At 66.2% G+C, this 16500-nt stretch carries 16 protein-coding genes; 15 read left to right on the top strand and 1 reads right to left on the bottom strand.

The features are described from left to right. Positions 1-189 precede the first annotated feature (189 nt). From pilB to pilO, 13 genes are all read left to right on the top strand, one after another. A complete protein-coding gene (gene pilB, locus VFQ05_18305; GenBank protein ID HET9328723.1) occupies positions 190-1890 on the top strand; it encodes a type IV-A pilus assembly ATPase PilB in 1701 nt (566 codons plus the stop codon). A gap of 38 nt (positions 1891-1928) precedes the next feature. After that, the gene (locus VFQ05_18300; protein ID HET9328722.1) at positions 1929-3008 is read left to right on the top strand and encodes a type IV pilus twitching motility protein PilT; all 1080 of its coding nucleotides are present in this window, start codon (positions 1929-1931) and stop codon (positions 3006-3008) included. Positions 3009-3017: 9 nt separating this feature from the next. Continuing rightward, positions 3018-4235, top strand: a complete 1218-nt coding sequence (locus VFQ05_18295) for a type II secretion system F family protein (protein HET9328721.1) — start codon at positions 3018-3020, stop codon at positions 4233-4235. Then, positions 4222-5889 (top strand): ATP-binding protein, encoded by a 1668-nt coding sequence (locus VFQ05_18290; GenBank protein ID HET9328720.1) that lies wholly within the window; start codon positions 4222-4224, stop codon positions 5887-5889. The genes VFQ05_18295 and VFQ05_18290 overlap by 14 nt, the downstream gene beginning before the upstream one ends. 32 nt (positions 5890-5921) lie before the next feature. Continuing rightward, positions 5922-7319 (top strand): sigma-54 dependent transcriptional regulator, encoded by a 1398-nt coding sequence (locus VFQ05_18285; protein ID HET9328719.1) that lies wholly within the window; start codon positions 5922-5924, stop codon positions 7317-7319. A gap of 259 nt (positions 7320-7578) precedes the next feature. Beyond that, positions 7579-8019, top strand: coding sequence for a type II secretion system protein (locus VFQ05_18280; GenBank protein HET9328718.1), 441 nt, complete (start codon positions 7579-7581; stop codon positions 8017-8019). A gap of 243 nt (positions 8020-8262) precedes the next feature. Then, a complete protein-coding gene (locus VFQ05_18275) occupies positions 8263-8691 on the top strand; it encodes a prepilin-type N-terminal cleavage/methylation domain-containing protein (protein HET9328717.1) in 429 nt (142 codons plus the stop codon). Between the two features lie 100 nt (positions 8692-8791). Then, positions 8792-9841, top strand: a complete 1050-nt coding sequence (locus VFQ05_18270) for an ABC transporter ATP-binding protein (GenBank protein ID HET9328716.1) — start codon at positions 8792-8794, stop codon at positions 9839-9841. Then, complete coding sequence (locus VFQ05_18265; protein HET9328715.1) at positions 9838-10602, top strand: ABC transporter permease subunit; 765 nt, start codon at positions 9838-9840, stop codon at positions 10600-10602. The genes VFQ05_18270 and VFQ05_18265 overlap by 4 nt, the downstream gene beginning before the upstream one ends. Beyond that, a complete protein-coding gene (locus tag VFQ05_18260; protein HET9328714.1) occupies positions 10599-11360 on the top strand; it encodes a hypothetical protein in 762 nt (253 codons plus the stop codon). The genes VFQ05_18265 and VFQ05_18260 overlap by 4 nt, the downstream gene beginning before the upstream one ends. 227 nt (positions 11361-11587) lie before the next feature. Beyond that, positions 11588-12643 (top strand): type IV pilus assembly protein PilM, encoded by a 1056-nt coding sequence (gene pilM / locus VFQ05_18255; protein ID HET9328713.1) that lies wholly within the window; start codon positions 11588-11590, stop codon positions 12641-12643. Beyond that, positions 12640-13212 (top strand): PilN domain-containing protein, encoded by a 573-nt coding sequence (locus VFQ05_18250; GenBank protein ID HET9328712.1) that lies wholly within the window; start codon positions 12640-12642, stop codon positions 13210-13212. Before pilM ends, VFQ05_18250 begins: the two co-directional genes overlap by 4 nt. Before the next feature lie 9 nt (positions 13213-13221). Then, the gene (gene pilO / locus VFQ05_18245) at positions 13222-13932 is read left to right on the top strand and encodes a type 4a pilus biogenesis protein PilO (GenBank protein ID HET9328711.1); all 711 of its coding nucleotides are present in this window, start codon (positions 13222-13224) and stop codon (positions 13930-13932) included. An 18-nt stretch (positions 13933-13950) separates the two neighbouring features. On the opposite strand, the gene VFQ05_18240 is transcribed toward pilO, so the two are convergent. Then, positions 13951-14358, bottom strand: coding sequence for a hypothetical protein (locus VFQ05_18240; GenBank protein HET9328710.1), 408 nt, complete (start codon positions 14356-14358; stop codon positions 13951-13953). Positions 14359-14392: 34 nt separating this feature from the next. On the opposite strand from VFQ05_18240, the gene VFQ05_18235 reads away from it, so the two are divergent. Both VFQ05_18235 and pilQ read left to right on the top strand, forming a co-directional pair. Further along, positions 14393-15124, top strand: coding sequence for a hypothetical protein (locus VFQ05_18235; protein ID HET9328709.1), 732 nt, complete (start codon positions 14393-14395; stop codon positions 15122-15124). Then, a complete protein-coding gene (gene pilQ, locus VFQ05_18230; GenBank protein HET9328708.1) occupies positions 15111-16436 on the top strand; it encodes a type IV pilus secretin PilQ in 1326 nt (441 codons plus the stop codon). The genes VFQ05_18235 and pilQ overlap by 14 nt, the downstream gene beginning before the upstream one ends. Positions 16437-16500 lie beyond the last annotated feature (64 nt).

The following is a 16500-nucleotide window of genomic DNA, read 5'->3' as shown; positions in this document are numbered from 1 at the left end:
AACGGCTGACATGAGCCGATTCGTGGTTCTTGGGTCACCCGGCCCACGCAACCCGATGCGTGACGCCTCGCGTGCTTTGCGCTTTCAAGGTCCCGCGTCGCCGAACGATACCTAGATTTGCAATTGGCAGTTTAGGGAGCGGCATTCTGCCCGGTGGCATCCCCATGCCGCCGGTCGGGGAGGGATCTCGTGCAGGACACCGTCGTCCAACGTCTGCTCGAAGCCAAGCTCGTTAACGAGCAGCAGATCGTCGATGCGCAGCGGCTCCAGAAGACCGGCGGAGGATCCATCTCCAGCAATCTGGTCAAGCTGGGGGCGATCGGGGAAAAAGACTTCCAGGAATTCCTGAGCAAGCTTTATGGCGTTCCGTTCGTGGAAATCGCCGCCCAGGAAGTGGATCCGGCGGTGATCCGTCTCATCCCCGCCGATGTGGCGAACAAGTTCCAAGTCATACCGCTCAAGCGGAATGGGCGCCATCTCACCGTGGTCATGGCGAATCCGGGGAACATCTTCGCAATCGACGACATCAAATTCATCACCGGCTGCGAGGTCGAGACACGGGTCGCCTCCGAGACCTCGATCAAGAAGGCCATCGATCGCTTCTATGATTCCGCTGGGTCCCTGTCCGACCTCATGAAGGAGTTCCACGAAGACGTGGAGCTCGTGGATACGGGAGACGACGATTCGGGCGGCGTGAATCTGGGCGAGATCACCGGCGACGAAGCGCCGGTAGTGAAGCTCGTGAACTCGCTTCTCGCCGACGCGATCCGCAAGGGAGCGAGCGACATTCACGTGGAGCCGTTCGAAAAGTCTGTCCGGGTACGATTCCGCATCGACGGCGAGCTCTACGAGATGATGAGCCCTCCCGTTCGCATGAAGTTGGCCATGATCTCGCGCCTCAAGATCATGGCCGAGCTCGACATCGCGGAGCGGCGCATTCCGCAAGACGGCCGTATCCGGCTTCGCATGTTCAACAAGAACATCGACCTTCGCGTATCGAGCTTGCCCACCATCTTCGGCGAGAAGATCGTGATGCGTATTCTCGACAAGAGCAATCTCAACATCGATCTCGCCAAGCTCGGGTTCGAGCCGCGCTCGTTCAAGGAGTTCACCGCCGCGGTCGCCAATCCATACGGCATGGTCCTGGTCACCGGCCCGACGGGATCGGGCAAGACGACCACGCTCTACTCGGCGCTGTCGCGGATCAATACCCCCGAAGTCAACGTCATGACCGCCGAGGATCCGGTCGAGTACAACCTCGACGGCATCAACCAGGTGCTGGTCAACGACGACGTCGGCCTGAGCTTCGCGGCGGCCCTCAAGGCGTTTCTGCGGCAGGACCCCAACATCATCATGGTCGGCGAGATCCGTGATCTCGACACCGCGTCGATCGCGGTCAAGGCGGCGCTCACCGGCCACCTGGTGCTCTCGACGCTCCACACCAACGACGCGCCCAGCGCGATCGGCCGAATGATCGACATGGGGATCGAGCCGTTCCTCGTCGCTTCGTCGGTGAACCTCATCCTCGCCCAGCGCCTGGTGCGCCGCGTGTGTCCCAACTGCCGGAAGCCCACGACGCTCAACGAAGAAGTGCTGAGCGAGCTGCAGCTCGACGCGAAGGATGCCGAAGGCGCGACCTTCTTCCAGAACGTGGGTTGCGTGGATTGCAGCAATACCGGCTACCGCGGCCGGCAGGGCGTCTACGAAGTGATGACCATGACGCCGAGGCTCCGTGACCTGGTCCTGGAGAGAGCTTCGGCGGGGGAAATCAAGAAGACCGCGATTGGAGAAGGGATGCTCACGCTCCGGCGCGACGGGCTGGAAAAGCTCAAGCGCGGAATCACGACGGTGGAAGAGATCCTGAAGGAAACCGCCGCCGACAAGCTGTAGGAGCCCTGCGGGGCGTCGAAGACAAGGAGAGACACGTCGTGATCACGCTGCGTCAGCTGCTCGAAGAGATGATTCAAAAGAAGGCGTCAGATCTCCATCTGACGGCCGGCGTGCCTCCCGAGTTCCGGATCGACGGACAGCTGGTGCCGGCGGCGGAATACGACGTGCTGACCCCGGAAACGACCGCATCGCTTGCCTACAGCGTGATGTCCGACGAGCAGCGGAAGCGCTTCGAGACGACGCGTGAGCTCGACTTCTCGTTCGGCATCCGCAACATGGCCCGCTTCCGCGCCAACGTCTTCCTCCAGCGCGGCGTGGTCACCGCCGCGGTGCGCCAGATCCCCTACGAGATCCTGCCGATGGAGAAGCTCGGCCTGCCGCCGGTGGTCAAGGAGTTCACCCATCGCCATCGCGGGCTGGTGCTGGTCACCGGGCCGACGGGAAGCGGCAAGAGCACCACGCTGGCGTCGATGATCGATCGCATCAACTCCACCCGGCAGTCGCACATCATCACGATCGAGGATCCGATCGAGTACGTGCACCAGCACAAGAAGGGCATCGTGAACCAGCGGGAGGTGGGGGCCGACACCAATACCTTCCCGACCGCCCTCAAGTACGTGCTGCGGCAGGATCCCGACATCATCTTGATCGGTGAGATGCGCGACCTCGAGACGATCGGTGCGGCGATCACGATCGCCGAGACCGGCCACCTGGTGTTCGCGACGCTCCACACCAACTCGGCCTACGAGGCCGTGAACCGCATCGCCGACGCGTTTCCATCCGATCAGCGCTCCCAGATCTTCAGCCAGCTCGCGTTCACGCTGGAAGGGGTGGTGACCCAGCAGCTGGTGCCGCGGAGCCGCGGCGCGGGCCGCGTCATGGTCGCCGAGGTGCTGGTTTGCACGCCGGCGGTGAAGGCCGTCATCCGCGATGGCAAGACCCATCAGATCTACAGCCTGATGCAGGTCGGCCAGAAGTTCGGGATGCAGACCATGAACCAGGCGCTGTTGCAGGCGGTGCTCGACAAGGCGCTGACCGCGGAACACGCCCTCAACTTCAGCACGGATCGTCAGGAGCTGGAAGGCATGCTCGCGAAGGTCATGCGGGCGGCGGCATAGGAGAGGACCATGGCGACGTTCGTCTGGAAGGGCCGCGCGCTCGGCGGCGAGATGCAGTCGGGCGAGCTGGATGCGGCGAGACAAGAGGAGGCCATCGAGCTCCTCCGCAAACGCAGGATTCTCGTCACCTCGCTCAAGCCCAAGGGCGGCGGTTTCGCGCTGCCGAAGCTGGGCGGGTCGGGAGTCAGCACCAAGGATCTGGCGATCTTCACCCGGCAGTTCGCCACCATGATCTCGGCGGGTCTGCCGCTGGTTCAGTGTCTCGACATCCTGGCCAAGCAGTCCAGCAAGCCGTCGTTCGGGCGGGTGATCGCCGAGGTCACGCGCGAGGTGGAGGCCGGCTCGACGCTCTCCGACGGTCTCGGCAAGCACAAGAGCGTCTTCGACGAGCTGTTCCGCAACATGGTCGCCGCCGGTGAAGCGGGCGGCGTGCTCGACGAGATCCTCATGCGGCTGGCGGCCTACATCGAGAAGGCCGACGCGCTGAAGCGCAAGGTGCAGGGCGCCATGGTCTATCCGGGCGTCGTGCTCACGGTCGCGGTCGGGGCGACATGCTTCATGCTGATCTTCATCATCCCGACGTTCGCCAAGATGTTCTCCGACTTCGGCGGCGAGCTGCCGCTGCCCACCAAGATCGTGCTCGGGATGTCCAACCTCCTCAAGAACTTCTGGTGGGTTGGCGTGGGCGGGCTGATCGCCGGCGGGTTCTTCTTCAAGCGCTACTACGCCACCGAGAGCGGCCAGCGCGTGGTCGACGGCGCGATGCTGAAGGTGCCGGTCCTCGGCGACGTGCTCCTCAAGGGTGCGGTGGCGCGCTTCACCCGCACGCTCGGTACCCTGATCGCCTCGGGCGTCCCGATTCTCTCCGGCCTCGAGATCACCGCCCGCACCGCGGGGAACAAGGTGATCGCCGAGGCCATCATGACCGCGCGCGCCTCGATCCGCGAGGGCGAGACGGTGGCGGCGCCCCTCAAGACCTCAGGCGTGTTCCCGCCGATGGTGGTCCAGATGATCTCGGTGGGCGAGCAGACCGGCGCCCTCGACGAGATGCTCACGAAGATCGCGGTGTTCTACGAAGCCGAGGTCGACACGGCCGTGGATACCATGACCTCGATCATCGAGCCGATCATGATCGTGGTCATGGGCGGCATCGTGGGCGGCATGGTGATCGCGATGTACCTCCCGATGTTCAAGCTCATCAACGTGGTGTCGGGTGGATCGCACTGAGACCCGGCTCGAGGAGGCCGCGGTGTCCGGTCTCGGCGCCCCGCTGAGCCTCGACCGCTTCGGCGGATTGCGGACGCTGATCTGGGCCCGCCTGACGGTGGCGTCGCTGGCGCTGCCGTTCGGCATCCTGATGCGCGCCGATCCCACGATCGGCGCCTGGCGCCTGCTGGGCGCGGCGCTCGGCGCCGTGGCGATCCTCTCCGGGATCTACTGGCTCGGCACCCTGTGGGGGCGCGGCCGCGGCATCCAGATCTCGGTCCAGCTGGCGATCGACATCGCGCTGGTGACCCTGCTGTCGTCGCTGACCGGAGGGCTTCAGAGTCCCTTCGCGCTGTTCTACGTGCTGGTGGCGATCACCGGCGGTCTCCAGCTCGGCCTGGTCGGCGGGCTGATCACCGCGGTGGGAGCGAGCGTCGCCTATCACCTGCTCAATCCATCCGGCCACGGATGGAGCCCGACCATGACCACGCTGCCGCGGCCCGGCATGTTCTCGGCCCTGCTGCTGGTGCTCGCCGTGCTGTCGGCGACGCTGCAGCGCCGCGCGCTCCAGGCCCGCCGGAGCCTGGAGCGGGCGGCCCGCGAGCTCGACCGGGTGCGCTTCGACAACGACGTCATCCTGCGCCACCTCACCTCGGGCGTGATCACGCTCGACAGCACCGGCTCGGTCGCCTACCTGAATCCAGCCGCCGAAGAGGTGCTGCGCGTGCGCTTCGCCGACCTGCGAGGACGGTGGGTCCAGGACGCGCTGCCGGCGCGTCTCCACCCGCTGCGCGACTCGCTCCTCGCGGTGCTCGAGAGCCACTCGACCCAGAGCCGCGGTGAGCTGCTGCTGCAGAACGAAGACGGCGCGCCGCTCCCGCTCGGCCTCTCCACCAACCTGCTCATCCACGAAGGCCAGGTCACCGGCGTCGTGGCGGTGTTCCAGGATCTCACCGCGGTGCGGGAGATGGAGCAGCGGGCGCTCCGCAACCAGACGCTCGCCGAGGTCGGCTCGCTGGCCGCGGGGATCGCCCACGAGCTCCGCAACGGACTCAGCCCCATCAGCGGATCCGTCGAGGTGCTGCAGCGCGAGCTGCGGCTCGACGGCGAGCAGCGCCAGCTCATGGCCCTGATCTCCACCGAGTGCAGCCGTCTCAATCGCTTCGTGACCGACCTGCTGGCCTATTCCAAGGAGCGCCAGCTGGTGCGGATGCCGATCGATCTGGGCGAGACCCTGGACGAGCTGTGCGACACCGTGGCGCTCGACCCACGGGCGGTGGGCGTCGCGGTGCGCCACGAGCCGGGCGAGGAGATGGTGGAGCTCTACGCCGACAGGGAGCAGCTCCGGCAGGTGTGGCTCAACCTGGCCGGGAACGCGCTGGACGCGCTCGACGGAGGGGGAGCGCTGGTCATTCGCTGGAGCTGTCCCGACGCCGAGCGCGTGGTGATCGACTTCGAAGACTCCGGACCGGGCATCGCGTCACAAGATCTGGCCCACGTGGGACAGCCGTTCTTCACGACCAAGAAGAGCGGGACCGGATTGGGACTGCCGATCGCGCAGCGGATCGTCGAACGCCACGGCGGAACGCTCACGCTGCATGCAGCAAACCAACGAGGAACCATTGCCCGCATCACGTTGCCCGCGACCGCGGGCGCCGCGGCGCGCGCCGCTTGACGATCCCGAGCAACGCTCAATGAGGTGACGATATGGCTGCCGAGAAGATCCTGGTGGTGGATGACGAACAGAGCATGACCCAGTTCCTCGGGATCGTGCTCCGCAAGGAAGGCTATAGCGTCACGACCGTGAACAACGGCAAGGATGCCCTCGAGCGCACGCGCGCCGAGGACTTCGATGTCGTCATCACCGACATCAAGATGCCCGGGATGGACGGCATCCAGCTCCTGCAGGGGATCAAGAAGCACGATCCGTCGCTGCCGGTGGTGATCATGACCGCCTACGCGTCGCAGCAGTCGGCGATCGACGCGGTGAACCTCGGCGCGTTCCAGTACCTGATCAAGAACGCCAAGAACGACGAGATCAAGCTCGTGGTCAGAAACGCCCTGGAGATGCGGCGGGTGCGCACCGAGAACCTCTATCTCAAGCGGGAGCTCAAGCGCGGCCACGACGAGAAGACGATCATCGGCTCGTCGGAAGAGATCATCCGGGTCTTCAAGATGGTCGACAAGGTGGCCGACAGCGATGCCACGATCCTGATCCAGGGGGAGAGCGGCACGGGCAAGGAGCTCATCGCCAAGGAGATCCACTACCGGAGCCGGCGGGCCCAGGGCCCGTTCGTGAGCATCAACTGCGGCGCGATTCCTCGCGACCTGCTCGAGAGCAACCTGTTCGGCCACGTGAAGGGATCCTTCACGGGTGCGGTGCGCGACGCCGCGGGCCTGTTCCAGGTCGCCGAGGGAGGCACGTTCTTCCTGGACGAGATCGGCGACATGCCGCACGCCACCCAGGTCAAGCTGCTGCGGGCGCTCCAGGAGCGGGAGATCATTCCGGTGGGCGGCACGCAGCCGATCAAGATCGACTGCCGCCTGGTGGCGGCGACCAACGCCGACCTCGAGCGCGAGGTCGCCGAAGGCCGCTTCCGCGCCGACCTCTTCTACCGGCTCAACGTCATCCCCATCAAGCTTCCGCCCCTGCGGCACCGCCGCGACGACATCCCGCTGCTGGTCGACCACTTCCTGAAGCGTCAGCCGAGCGGCCCCGACCAGAAGACGGTGAGCAAGGAAGCCATGGAAGTGCTGATGAAGTACGACTGGCCGGGCAACGTGCGGGAGCTGGAGAACGTCATGGAGCGCGCGCTGGTGCTGGACGAGAGCGGAGTGGTCGAGCCCGAGGATCTGCCCGAGAAGATCCGCTTCGGCATCCAGCAGCGCGGCACGCTGGTGATCGACTCGCCGACGCTGACGCTCGAGGAGCTGGAGAAGGAGTACATCCTCAAGGTCCTGCACCACACCCGCTGGCAGAAGAAGCGAGCCAGCGAAATCCTCGGCATCAACGCCTCCACGCTCTATCGCAAGCTGATCGGCTACGGCTTCGAGAAGGGGACCGGCCAGGAAGCCGACGGACAGCCAGGCGAGCACGCCGCCTGATCCGTGCGATGTGCATGCGGCGGCCAACTTCAATGCAGTTTGCTCAGTTTGAAGGCGTCAAGCGCGAGCAATGCGCGACGAATCGCGCGCGCCAGGCCGGCGGCGGCCCTGGCGACGCGTGTATAAGGTCCAGCGCCGCAACGGTTCACGGTGGTATGGCTTGAGCAAAACACGGGTGGCACATCGGTTGCGTTGCATGGATGCAGAGTGGGTCAGCTCAGAGTGCGACCCCGGACCCAGAGGAGAAGGAGCCAAAAACATGTTCAAGTCCCAGAAGGGTTTCACCCTGATCGAGCTGATGATCGTCGTGGTGATCATCGGTATTCTCGCCGCGATCGCGATCCCGAACTTCATCGCGATGCAGGACCGCGCGAAGGAAGGCAGCGTCAAGGCCAACATGCACACCTTCCAGCTCGCGGCTGAAGACTACGGCGTCCAGAAGGACGGCACGTACTCGGACGTGGCTTCTGCGGTGCACGGCTTGCTGCCGGCCGCCGGTGCGAACTTCAAGAATCCGTTCACGAACAGCACCGCGGTCAACGTCGCGTGGGAGGACCGCGCCAGCATCCTGAACCCCTGCACGGCCCGGGTTTCCGGCCTCACGAGCTACGCCGACTCGCTCATGACCAACTACAACATCAAGGGTGTGGGCAAGAACACGACCGTCGACATGGCTCTGGTTCTGACGGCTGGTCAGTAATCGAGAAGAGCAATCGATCCACGGGGGCGGGAGCGATCCCGCCCCCGGTTCGTTTGAGCGGCGCGCGCGTCGTGCGAATTGGAGCGAAATCGCCTCTTGCAACGCCGCCGGCGCCGGCCACGAGACGGCGCCAAGGCGAAGTGACGCCGTGGCTTCGAGATCGGTAGAACGCATGGCGGTGGCCCGGCCCTTGCACTTTTTTGCCGTGAAGCCCAGGCATTCCTCGGAACGGACGGGAATCGTATGAAAGACAACCGCGGGTTCACGCTGGTCGAGCTGATGATCGTGATGGTGATCATCGGGATCCTCGCCGCGATCGCCGTGCCCAACTACATTCAGATGGAGTCGCGGGCCAAGGAAGCCGGGACCAAGTCCAACATGCACATCTTCCAGGTCACGGCCGAGGACTTCAGCGTCCGCAACGACGCTCGGTACGCCGACGACGCCACCCTGGTCGCCAGCATCATGCCCGGTGGTGTGACCGGCTTGAGGAACCCCTTCACGAAGACGGGCGGCGCGAATCTGTCCTGGGAGGATCGCCCCTCGGTGCTGGGGAACCCGCCGTATGCCCCCGGGCTCGTGAGCTACGCCGACTCGTCGTCGTCCTGGTACAACATCAAGGGCGTCGGCGCCAACGGCCAGCTCCTCCTCGTCATCACCTCGGGCCAGTAAGACCCGGGCGGGCCGCGCCCAGGCACGCGGGTTGCGTTCCGCATTCCCGTTCACGTCGGGTACCGGGAAACTCTCGAGATTCAAGGAGAGTGGGAGCGTGATGACGCCGAATTCTGTTCCTGCCGAGCCGGTGAGGGGAAAGATTCTGGCCGGTCCGTCGAAGTATCGAGGCTCCGACCAGGCGAGTCCGGGCCCGGATACCGCGATCCTGACCCAGGGGCTCACCAAGAGCTACAGAAGCCCGTGGACGCTCCAGATGTCGCGCGGCGTGGAGAACCTCGATCTCGAGGTGCACCGCGGTGAAGTGCTGGGCTACCTCGGTCCGAACGGCGCGGGCAAGACCACCACGCTCAAGCTGCTGGTGGGGCTCCACAAGCCGACCAGCGGCGTCGCGTGGATCTTCGACGAGCCGATCGAGCGCGCGGCCAGCCGCCGGCGGCTCGGCTTCCTGCCGGAGCAGCCGTACTTCTACGACTACCTGAGCGGCGTCGAATATCTCGAGCTGGCGGGCCGGTTGTCGGGGCTCGCCGCGCAGGACGCTCACCGGAAGGCGATGACCTGGCTCGGCAAGGTGGGTCTCGGCGACCGGCCGCAGCTCCGGCTCCGCAAGTACTCCAAGGGGATGCTTCAGCGCCTCGGCCTGGCGGCCGCTCTGATTCACGAGCCCGAGCTGCTGATTCTCGACGAACCGATGAGCGGCCTCGACCCGTTCGGCCGCCGCGACGTGCGCGAGCTCATCCTCGAGCAGCGCGACCGCGGCACGACCGTGTTGTTCTCTTCCCACATCCTGCCCGACGTCGAGATGCTGTGCGACCGGGTGGCGATCATCCTGAAGGGCGTGCTCACCCGCATCGCCACCGTCGGGGAGCTGGTCCAGGACAGCCCGCAGAAGATCGAGATCCGCTGCGCCGGAGGCGCCGAGCTTCAGCCGCCGCCGGCTCTGGCGCCGCACCTCGAGCAGAGGCAGCGGCCACATGAAACCGTGATGACGGTCGACGACGAGCGCCACCTCCACGACGCGTTGGCGTGGCTGATCGCATCGGGCGCCGACGTGCGCGCCGTGACGCCACAGCGCTCGACGCTGGAAGAGCTGTTCATGGCGACGGCCGAGCAGGTCGGGGTCACGACGGAGACCCGGAGGTCCGCATGATCGTCGCTCTGATCGCGCGCAACACCTTTCGCGAAGCGACTCGCGACCGAGTGCTCGCCGGAATGGCCGTCGCCGGAATCGTTCTGCTGCTCGCCGTGCAGGTCCTGACGCCGCTGGCGATGGGACAGGGGACCCGGTTGGTCGTCGATCTCGGTCTCAGCTCGATCTCCATGCTCGGCCTGCTGGTGGTGCTCATGGTCGGGTCCAGCCTGGTGGCCAAGGAGATCGAGCGGCGCACGATCTACAGCCTGCTGTCGCGGCCGATCGGGCGCGCGACGTACCTGGTCGGCAAGTGGGCGGGCCTGACCGGTGCCGTGTGGGCGATTGCCGTGATCCTGGGCCTCTCGCTGTGCGGTGTGATGGCCATTCGCGGAACCGGCGGCTATGGCGGCTCGATCCTCCAGGCGACCTATCTGGCGGCGCTCGAGCTGGCGGTCATCACCGCGGTCGCGGTCATGTTCTCAGCGCTGTCGACCCCGGTGCTGTCGGCCCTCTACACGCTCGGCGTGTACATGGTCGGCCAGTGGTGCAACGACCTCCGCGAGTTCGCCGTGCAGTTTCCGCCGGCGCTGGCCCGGGTCACCGAGTGGCTCGCGAACGTCGCGCCCAACCTGCCGCTGTTCAACATGCGCGCGCTCGCCGCCGATGGGTCGCCGACGACCGCCGTGCATCTGGGCGTGGCCACCCTTTACGCGCTGTTCTATTGCACCTGCGTCCTCGCCCTGGCCACGGCGGCCTTCGAATCCCGGGACTTCAAGTGAAGCTCCCTCGGCGCTTCGAGGGACCCCGCGCGCGCGTGGCGATGGCGTGGGCGGTGGCGATCGCCGCCGGCATACTCGCCTATGGCACCGCCGCGACGGCGTATGTCCGGCTCCCCCGGCCTCAGCCGTTCGAAGAGCTGGCGTATTACCCGTCGGGCCAGCATCTCCGCCCGGCGACGCTCGGGCATGCGGAGACGGCGGCCGATCTCGCGTGGCTGCGCGCCGTTCAATACTACGGGGAGCATCGTCGCACCGACCTGCGCTTCGAGCGGATGGCGCACGTCTTCGACATCCTCACCTCGCTGGCGCCACGCTTCGTTCCTGCCTACATCTTCGGGGCTTTCGCGCTGGCCCAGGAAGGTTTCCAGTTCCCCGAGGCCGAGAAGCTGATGCTCAAGGGGATCGAGAACAATCCCACCAGCGGCGAGCTGGCGTTCGAGTTCGGCTTTCTCTACTACGTGCGCCCGGGCGGACGCGAGCTGCGCAAGGCCGCCGAGTACTTCGAGCAGGCCTCGCGTCAGCCCGACGGCCCGCCGCAGTCGGCCCGTTTCGCGGCCTTCGCCCGGCAGCACGCCGGGGACCTGAGGGTGGCGCAGGAGCTGTGGCTCGACGTCTACGAGCGCTCCAACAACAAGCTCATGCGCGAGATGGCCGAGCGTGAGCTGGCCAAGATCCAGGAAGCGCTGGAGACCGGCCGAACCGAGCTGGCGGTCAAGAAGCTCTCGACTCCGCGGGTCCGGATGGGGTCGCGCCACTAGGGGCAAACCGCCCGAAAAAGCGGCCTCGTCCGAATTCGAGAACCCGCCTTGTGCCCTGCAACACCCCGGCGGAACCCGTTGAAAAACGCCCTCAAGCCGGGACGACCCCCGGTCGATGAATTTCCACGGCGGATCAACGGAACGGAGACGGCGACTCACGAAGTCGCCGTGGCGACACGCCGCGACCCGTCCGACATCCGCGACCGACTGGATCAGGGAGTGAACCCATGCTCTTCGGCAAGAAGCAAGCGCTCGTGGGATTGGACATCGGCAGCAACACCGTGAAGCTCGCCGAAATGGAGAGCCACGCCAACAAGAGCCACCGCCTGGTCAACTGGGGCGTGTCGCAGCCGCTCGCCGAGGCCATCGTCGACGGCGAGATCATGGACCGCCAGCTCGTGATCGACGCCATCGGCAACCTGCTGGAGTCGCGAGGGATCCAGACGAAGAACGTGGTCGCCGCAGTCAGCGGGCGTGCGGTGATCGTGAAGCGCATCATCATGAACAAGCTGTCCGCCGAGGACGCGCACCAGGCGGTCATCTGGGAAGCCGAGCAGCACGTTCCCTACGACATCAACGACGTGTCGCTCGACTTCGAGATCCTTGGCCCGGCGCCCAACGATCCGAAGCAGATGCAGGTCCTGCTGGTCGCCGCCAAGAAGGACATGGTGATGTCCTTCAGCGATCTCATCCGCGAAGCGGGACTCAACCCGCTGATCGTGGACGTCGACTCCTTCGCGGCCCAGAACGCGCTCGAGGCCAACTACCATCTGGCGCCGGAAGACGTGGTGGCGACGCTCAACGTCGGCTCCGAGATCACCAACATCAACATCACTCAGGCCGGTGTCCCCTACTTCACCAAGGACATCCAGCTCGGCGGCCGGACATTCGTCGAGGCGGCCCAGCGCAAGTTCAACGTGACCCAGACCGAAGCGGCCTCCGCCGTGCGCGGCGAGTCGACCTCGGGCATCGAGATCACGCCCGTGGTCGAGTCGGCCTGCGAAGGCCTGGCGACCGCCATCGAGCGGGCGCAGGCCTACCTGCGGACCGCGGGCGAAGCCGGAGCGCTGTCGCGGATCATGCTCTGCGGAGGCGCGGCGCTGACGCCGGCCTTGCCGGAGTTCCTCGGACGCCGGTTCGGCGTGCCATGCGAGATCGCCAATCCGCTGTCGCGCGTGGTCTACGACCCCGCGCTGTTCGCGGGGCAGGACGTGATGAAGGTGGCGCCGTTGCTCACGGTCGCCATCGGGCTCGCGATGCGCCGCCTGGGAGACAAGAAATGATCCGCATCAATCTTCTCCCCAAGGAGGACAAGGCCCAGCGCCGGCGCGCGGCGGTGAACTTCCAGGTCGGCGACCTCGTGCTTCCGGTCGCCATCGTGGCGGCCGCGGCACTGATCATTCTGGGCACGGTGCTGTCGCAGAACGCGCGGGTCAGCTCGCTCAACCACTCGATCGCCGACATCGACGCCCAGTCCAGGGCTCTGGCGCCGCAGATCGAGAAGGTCAAACGGCTGGCGCAGGAACGTGCCGAGCTCGATCTCCGGCTCGGAATCATCAGCAAGCTTGAAAAGGGGCGCACGCAGAGCGTCCGGCTCATGGACGAGCTGGCGCGGTGTGTTCCGGACCACCTCTGGATGACGCAGACCCAGCAGGATGCGAGCGGTCAGCTGAATTTGGAGGGGGTCACCTATTCGAACCTCGTGGTGTCGGACTTCATGTCCCGCCTCGAGCGCTCCCCGCTGTTCGCCGACGTCGAGCTGCGCGTGGCAGAGCGGGGACAGGTGGAATCGAAGGACGTGGTCAAGTTCCAGATCAGTTGCCAGGTCACGCCGGACGAGCGCGCCAACTAGGAGGATGTGATGGCAGCGGTGGATTTCAAGAACCAGGCGACGCTTCGCATCATCCTGTGCGGCATGCTGGCGGCCGGCGCCCTGGGGGTCTTCTTCTTCACGCACTTCCTGCCGTTCGGTTATCCGAACCGCGCGGAGCAGCTGGCCGAGCTCAAGGCGACCTATGAGAAGAAGTCCACCGAGCTGGCGCGCGCGCGCGCTTCGGTGGCGGATCTGCCGCGGTTCGAAGCCGAGTACGACATGCTCCACGAGCGCTGGTCGATGGCCGCCGAGCTGCTGCCGACCGACCGCCAGAGCGCGGGACTGCTGCGCAAGATCACGCTGGCCGGACAGCAGACCGGGGTGCAGTTCGTGATGTTCAAGCCCGGAGCGCCCCGCAGCCAGAACTACTACACCGAGATGCCGGTCGACATCGTCGTCCAGGGGGGCTACCACCAGGTGGGGTCGTTTCTCGCCGAGCTGGCCAACATGCGTCGCATCGTCACCGTGTCGGGCCTGAAGCTCACCACCACGCCGGTGAACAGCTATCGCCTCACGACCGCCGCATCGTTCAACGCTTCGGCTTATAGCCTGAACTCCGGTTCGGCCGGCTCCCCGGCCCAGGCCGCCCCAGCCAGCACGACCGGCGCCCCTCCGGCATCCGGCGGATCGCCGCCGGAAGTCTTGACGAAGCCCTCCCAGCCCGAGAAGAAAGGAGCGAACGATGGCCACCAGTCGTAACGATGTCCGGGTGGCGCGTCACGCTTCGCTCGCGACGCTCGCCATGTGTGTGTTCCTGTCCACCTCCTGGGCCGGAACGCCGGCGACGCTGGACGAAAGCGCGCCCCCGCCGAAGCCCAAGCCGACGGCCGCGGACACGAGCAGGAAGTCGGTGAAGAAGCCGGCAACCACCGCGGCGAAGCCAGGGGCTACGACCAAGCCTGCGTCCACCGTGGCGCAGAAGCCGGCGACGTCCACCGTGGCAGAGAAGCCGGCGACGTCCACCGTGGCGCAGAAGCCGGGGACGGTGTCGAAGACGGGCGGCGCGAAGCCGGCCGTCGCTCCCGTGCCGGTCGCAAAGGTGGCTCCCGCGACGCCGACGAAGTCGGCAGCCACGACGAGTAAGACGAATGCCACGCCGAGCAAGACGGCGGTCGCGCCGAGCAAGCCCGCCACTCCCGTGAAGAAGACCGGTCAGCCCGTGCCCGCAGGCATCGCCCGCGTGGCGCCACCGCCGGGTGCGGGCAACGCCAAGACCCCACCCGGAGCCAGGTCTCCGGCCGCGGTTCCAAGCGGCATCGCCAGGATCCCCGCGGCTCCAGGCGCCAAGGCGGTGGCGGTGTCCAACACCCCGTCCGTGACGCGGGTCACGCCCAGCGCATCCTCCAAGGTCGGGTCGACGCTGGCGAAGAGCGGCGGCACGACCGTGACCGGGCCGAGCGTGACGCCGATCAAGTCCGGCACGACGGGCAAGGCAGGCGCGGCGCTCGGTGCGGGCGTGACCGGCGGCGTGGCCAGCAAGCCGACCCCCGGTACCAAATCGGGGTCCGCTCTGGCGCAGAAGGGCGGCGCGACCGTCAGCGCGGCGCTCGAGGATCACGTCACCTACCAGTACAACGCGCTCGGCCGACGCGATCCTTTCCAGTCGCTCATGGAAGGCGAATACGTGGGCGCCGACGTGGGCGGGCAGGCGCCTCCCGATCTGGGCGGCCTCAAGCTCGTGGGCGTGGTGTGGGGGAGAAGCGATCAATTCGCCATGGTCGAGGACCCGAACGGCGGCGGCTACGTCCTGCGCCGCGGCGATCGGGTGATGAACGGCTACGTCGAGGCCCTCAAACGCGACGCCATGATCGTGAACATCACGGTGGACGGACAGTCCCAGTCGGTCACGATTCCAATCAGCAGGAAGGGAGATAAGAATGCGAAGCGCTAAGGCCCTGCTGGGCCTCGTCCTGACGATTGCGCTGGCGACAACGTCGCTCGCGCAACAGCCGTCCGCCATGAAAGAGGTCGGTCTGGTTCGGACCGGCCAGGGCGCCTTCTCGATCGACGTGGAAGGGGCGGACGTTCGCACCGTCTTGCGGGCGATTGCTGAATTCAGCGGCCGCAACATCGTGGTGGCGCCGACCGTGAAGGGTGAAGTGCGGGTGTCCCTACACGAGGTCGGCTGGCTGGAAGCGATGCGGACCATCCTGCGCAGCAACGGGCTCGACTATGTGGAGGAAGGCAGCATCATCCGCGTGGACGATGCCTCGAAGCTGCATGCCGAAGGGGTCGAGCGGGAGAGCGCTCGCGCCAAGCAGCTGGAGCTGGTGCCGCTCGAGACCCGCCTGATCCGGCTCAACTACGCCAACGCGACCGAGCTCTCGACGGCGCTGACCGCGTCGTTGTCACGCCGCGGCGCGATCCAGACCGACAAGCGCACCAACTCGCTGATCATCACCGATCTGGGCAGCACGCTGGACGCGATCGAGAGGATGGCGATCGAGCTCGACAGCACGACGCCACAGATCGAGATCACGGCCAAGCTGGTGGACGTCGACGCCGAAGCGCTGCGCGCCGTCGGCATCGAGTGGAACGTCGGCCAGCCGTCGAACTACTTCGATGGACCGATTTCGGGCACCGCACACGTGCCCAACCCCGGACCCGGACAGCTCGTGGGTGCCGAACACGACACGCCGATCGGGGATCCTGCGACACGGATTGCCTACGGCATCTTCCGCGACTGGGGCTCCGTCGAGGCGCAGCTCCAACTGCTGGAGCAGAACCGCAAGGCCAACATCATCTCGAACCCGCGCGTGGTCACGGTGGACAACCGCGAGGCCAAGATCGTGGTCGGCCAGAAGATTCCTCTCATCGTTCAGGACATCGCCGGCAACGCCGTGTCGCAGCTGCAGACGATCGGTATCCAGCTCAAGTGCACGCCTCACCTGACGGACGACAAGAAGATCATCCTCGACCTGCACCCCGAAGTCAGCGACCTCTCCACGCAGAGCACGGTGCAGGGCGGCGTCATCATCAACACCTCGGAAGCGGACACGCGCGTGATGGTCGAGGACGGCCAGACCGCGGTGATCGGAGGCCTGATCCGCACCAACGACTCCAAGGTGCGCAAGGGCGTGCCGATCCTGAAGGACTTCCCGCTGATCGGCTTCCTGTTCCGCTCGGAGAACGTGGTGCGGCAGAACCGCGAGCTGCTGATCTTCGTCACCCCGCGGCTGATGCCCACGCTGGCCAGCAAGTAAGTCACCGTTTCGTCACGACGGGCCGCCGGAACATGGCGGCCCGTTGGCATTTGGCGCGGGAACG

The organism is Candidatus Eisenbacteria bacterium, assembly GCA_035712145.1.
Classification (GTDB): Bacteria; Eisenbacteria; RBG-16-71-46; order RBG-16-71-46; family RBG-16-71-46; genus DASTBI01.
Note: the sequence above shows the minus strand (reverse complement) of the source record. Positions and strands in the feature narration are given on the sequence as shown.

Coding starts and splice junctions, on each gene's coding strand:
- VFQ05_18275 (HET9328717.1), top strand. CDS start 8,263: ATGAAAGACAACCGCGGGTTCACGCTGGTCGAGCTGATGATCGTGATG.
- VFQ05_18265 (HET9328715.1), top strand. CDS start 9,838: ATGATCGTCGCTCTGATCGCGCGCAACACCTTTCGCGAAGCGACTCGC.
- VFQ05_18270 (HET9328716.1), top strand. CDS start 8,792: ATGACGCCGAATTCTGTTCCTGCCGAGCCGGTGAGGGGAAAGATTCTG.
- VFQ05_18295 (HET9328721.1), top strand. CDS start 3,018: ATGGCGACGTTCGTCTGGAAGGGCCGCGCGCTCGGCGGCGAGATGCAG.
- pilQ (HET9328708.1), top strand. CDS start 15,111: ATGCGAAGCGCTAAGGCCCTGCTGGGCCTCGTCCTGACGATTGCGCTG.
- pilO (HET9328711.1), top strand. CDS start 13,222: ATGGCAGCGGTGGATTTCAAGAACCAGGCGACGCTTCGCATCATCCTG.
- VFQ05_18250 (HET9328712.1), top strand. CDS start 12,640: ATGATCCGCATCAATCTTCTCCCCAAGGAGGACAAGGCCCAGCGCCGG.
- VFQ05_18285 (HET9328719.1), top strand. CDS start 5,922: ATGGCTGCCGAGAAGATCCTGGTGGTGGATGACGAACAGAGCATGACC.
- pilM (HET9328713.1), top strand. CDS start 11,588: ATGCTCTTCGGCAAGAAGCAAGCGCTCGTGGGATTGGACATCGGCAGC.
- VFQ05_18280 (HET9328718.1), top strand. CDS start 7,579: ATGTTCAAGTCCCAGAAGGGTTTCACCCTGATCGAGCTGATGATCGTC.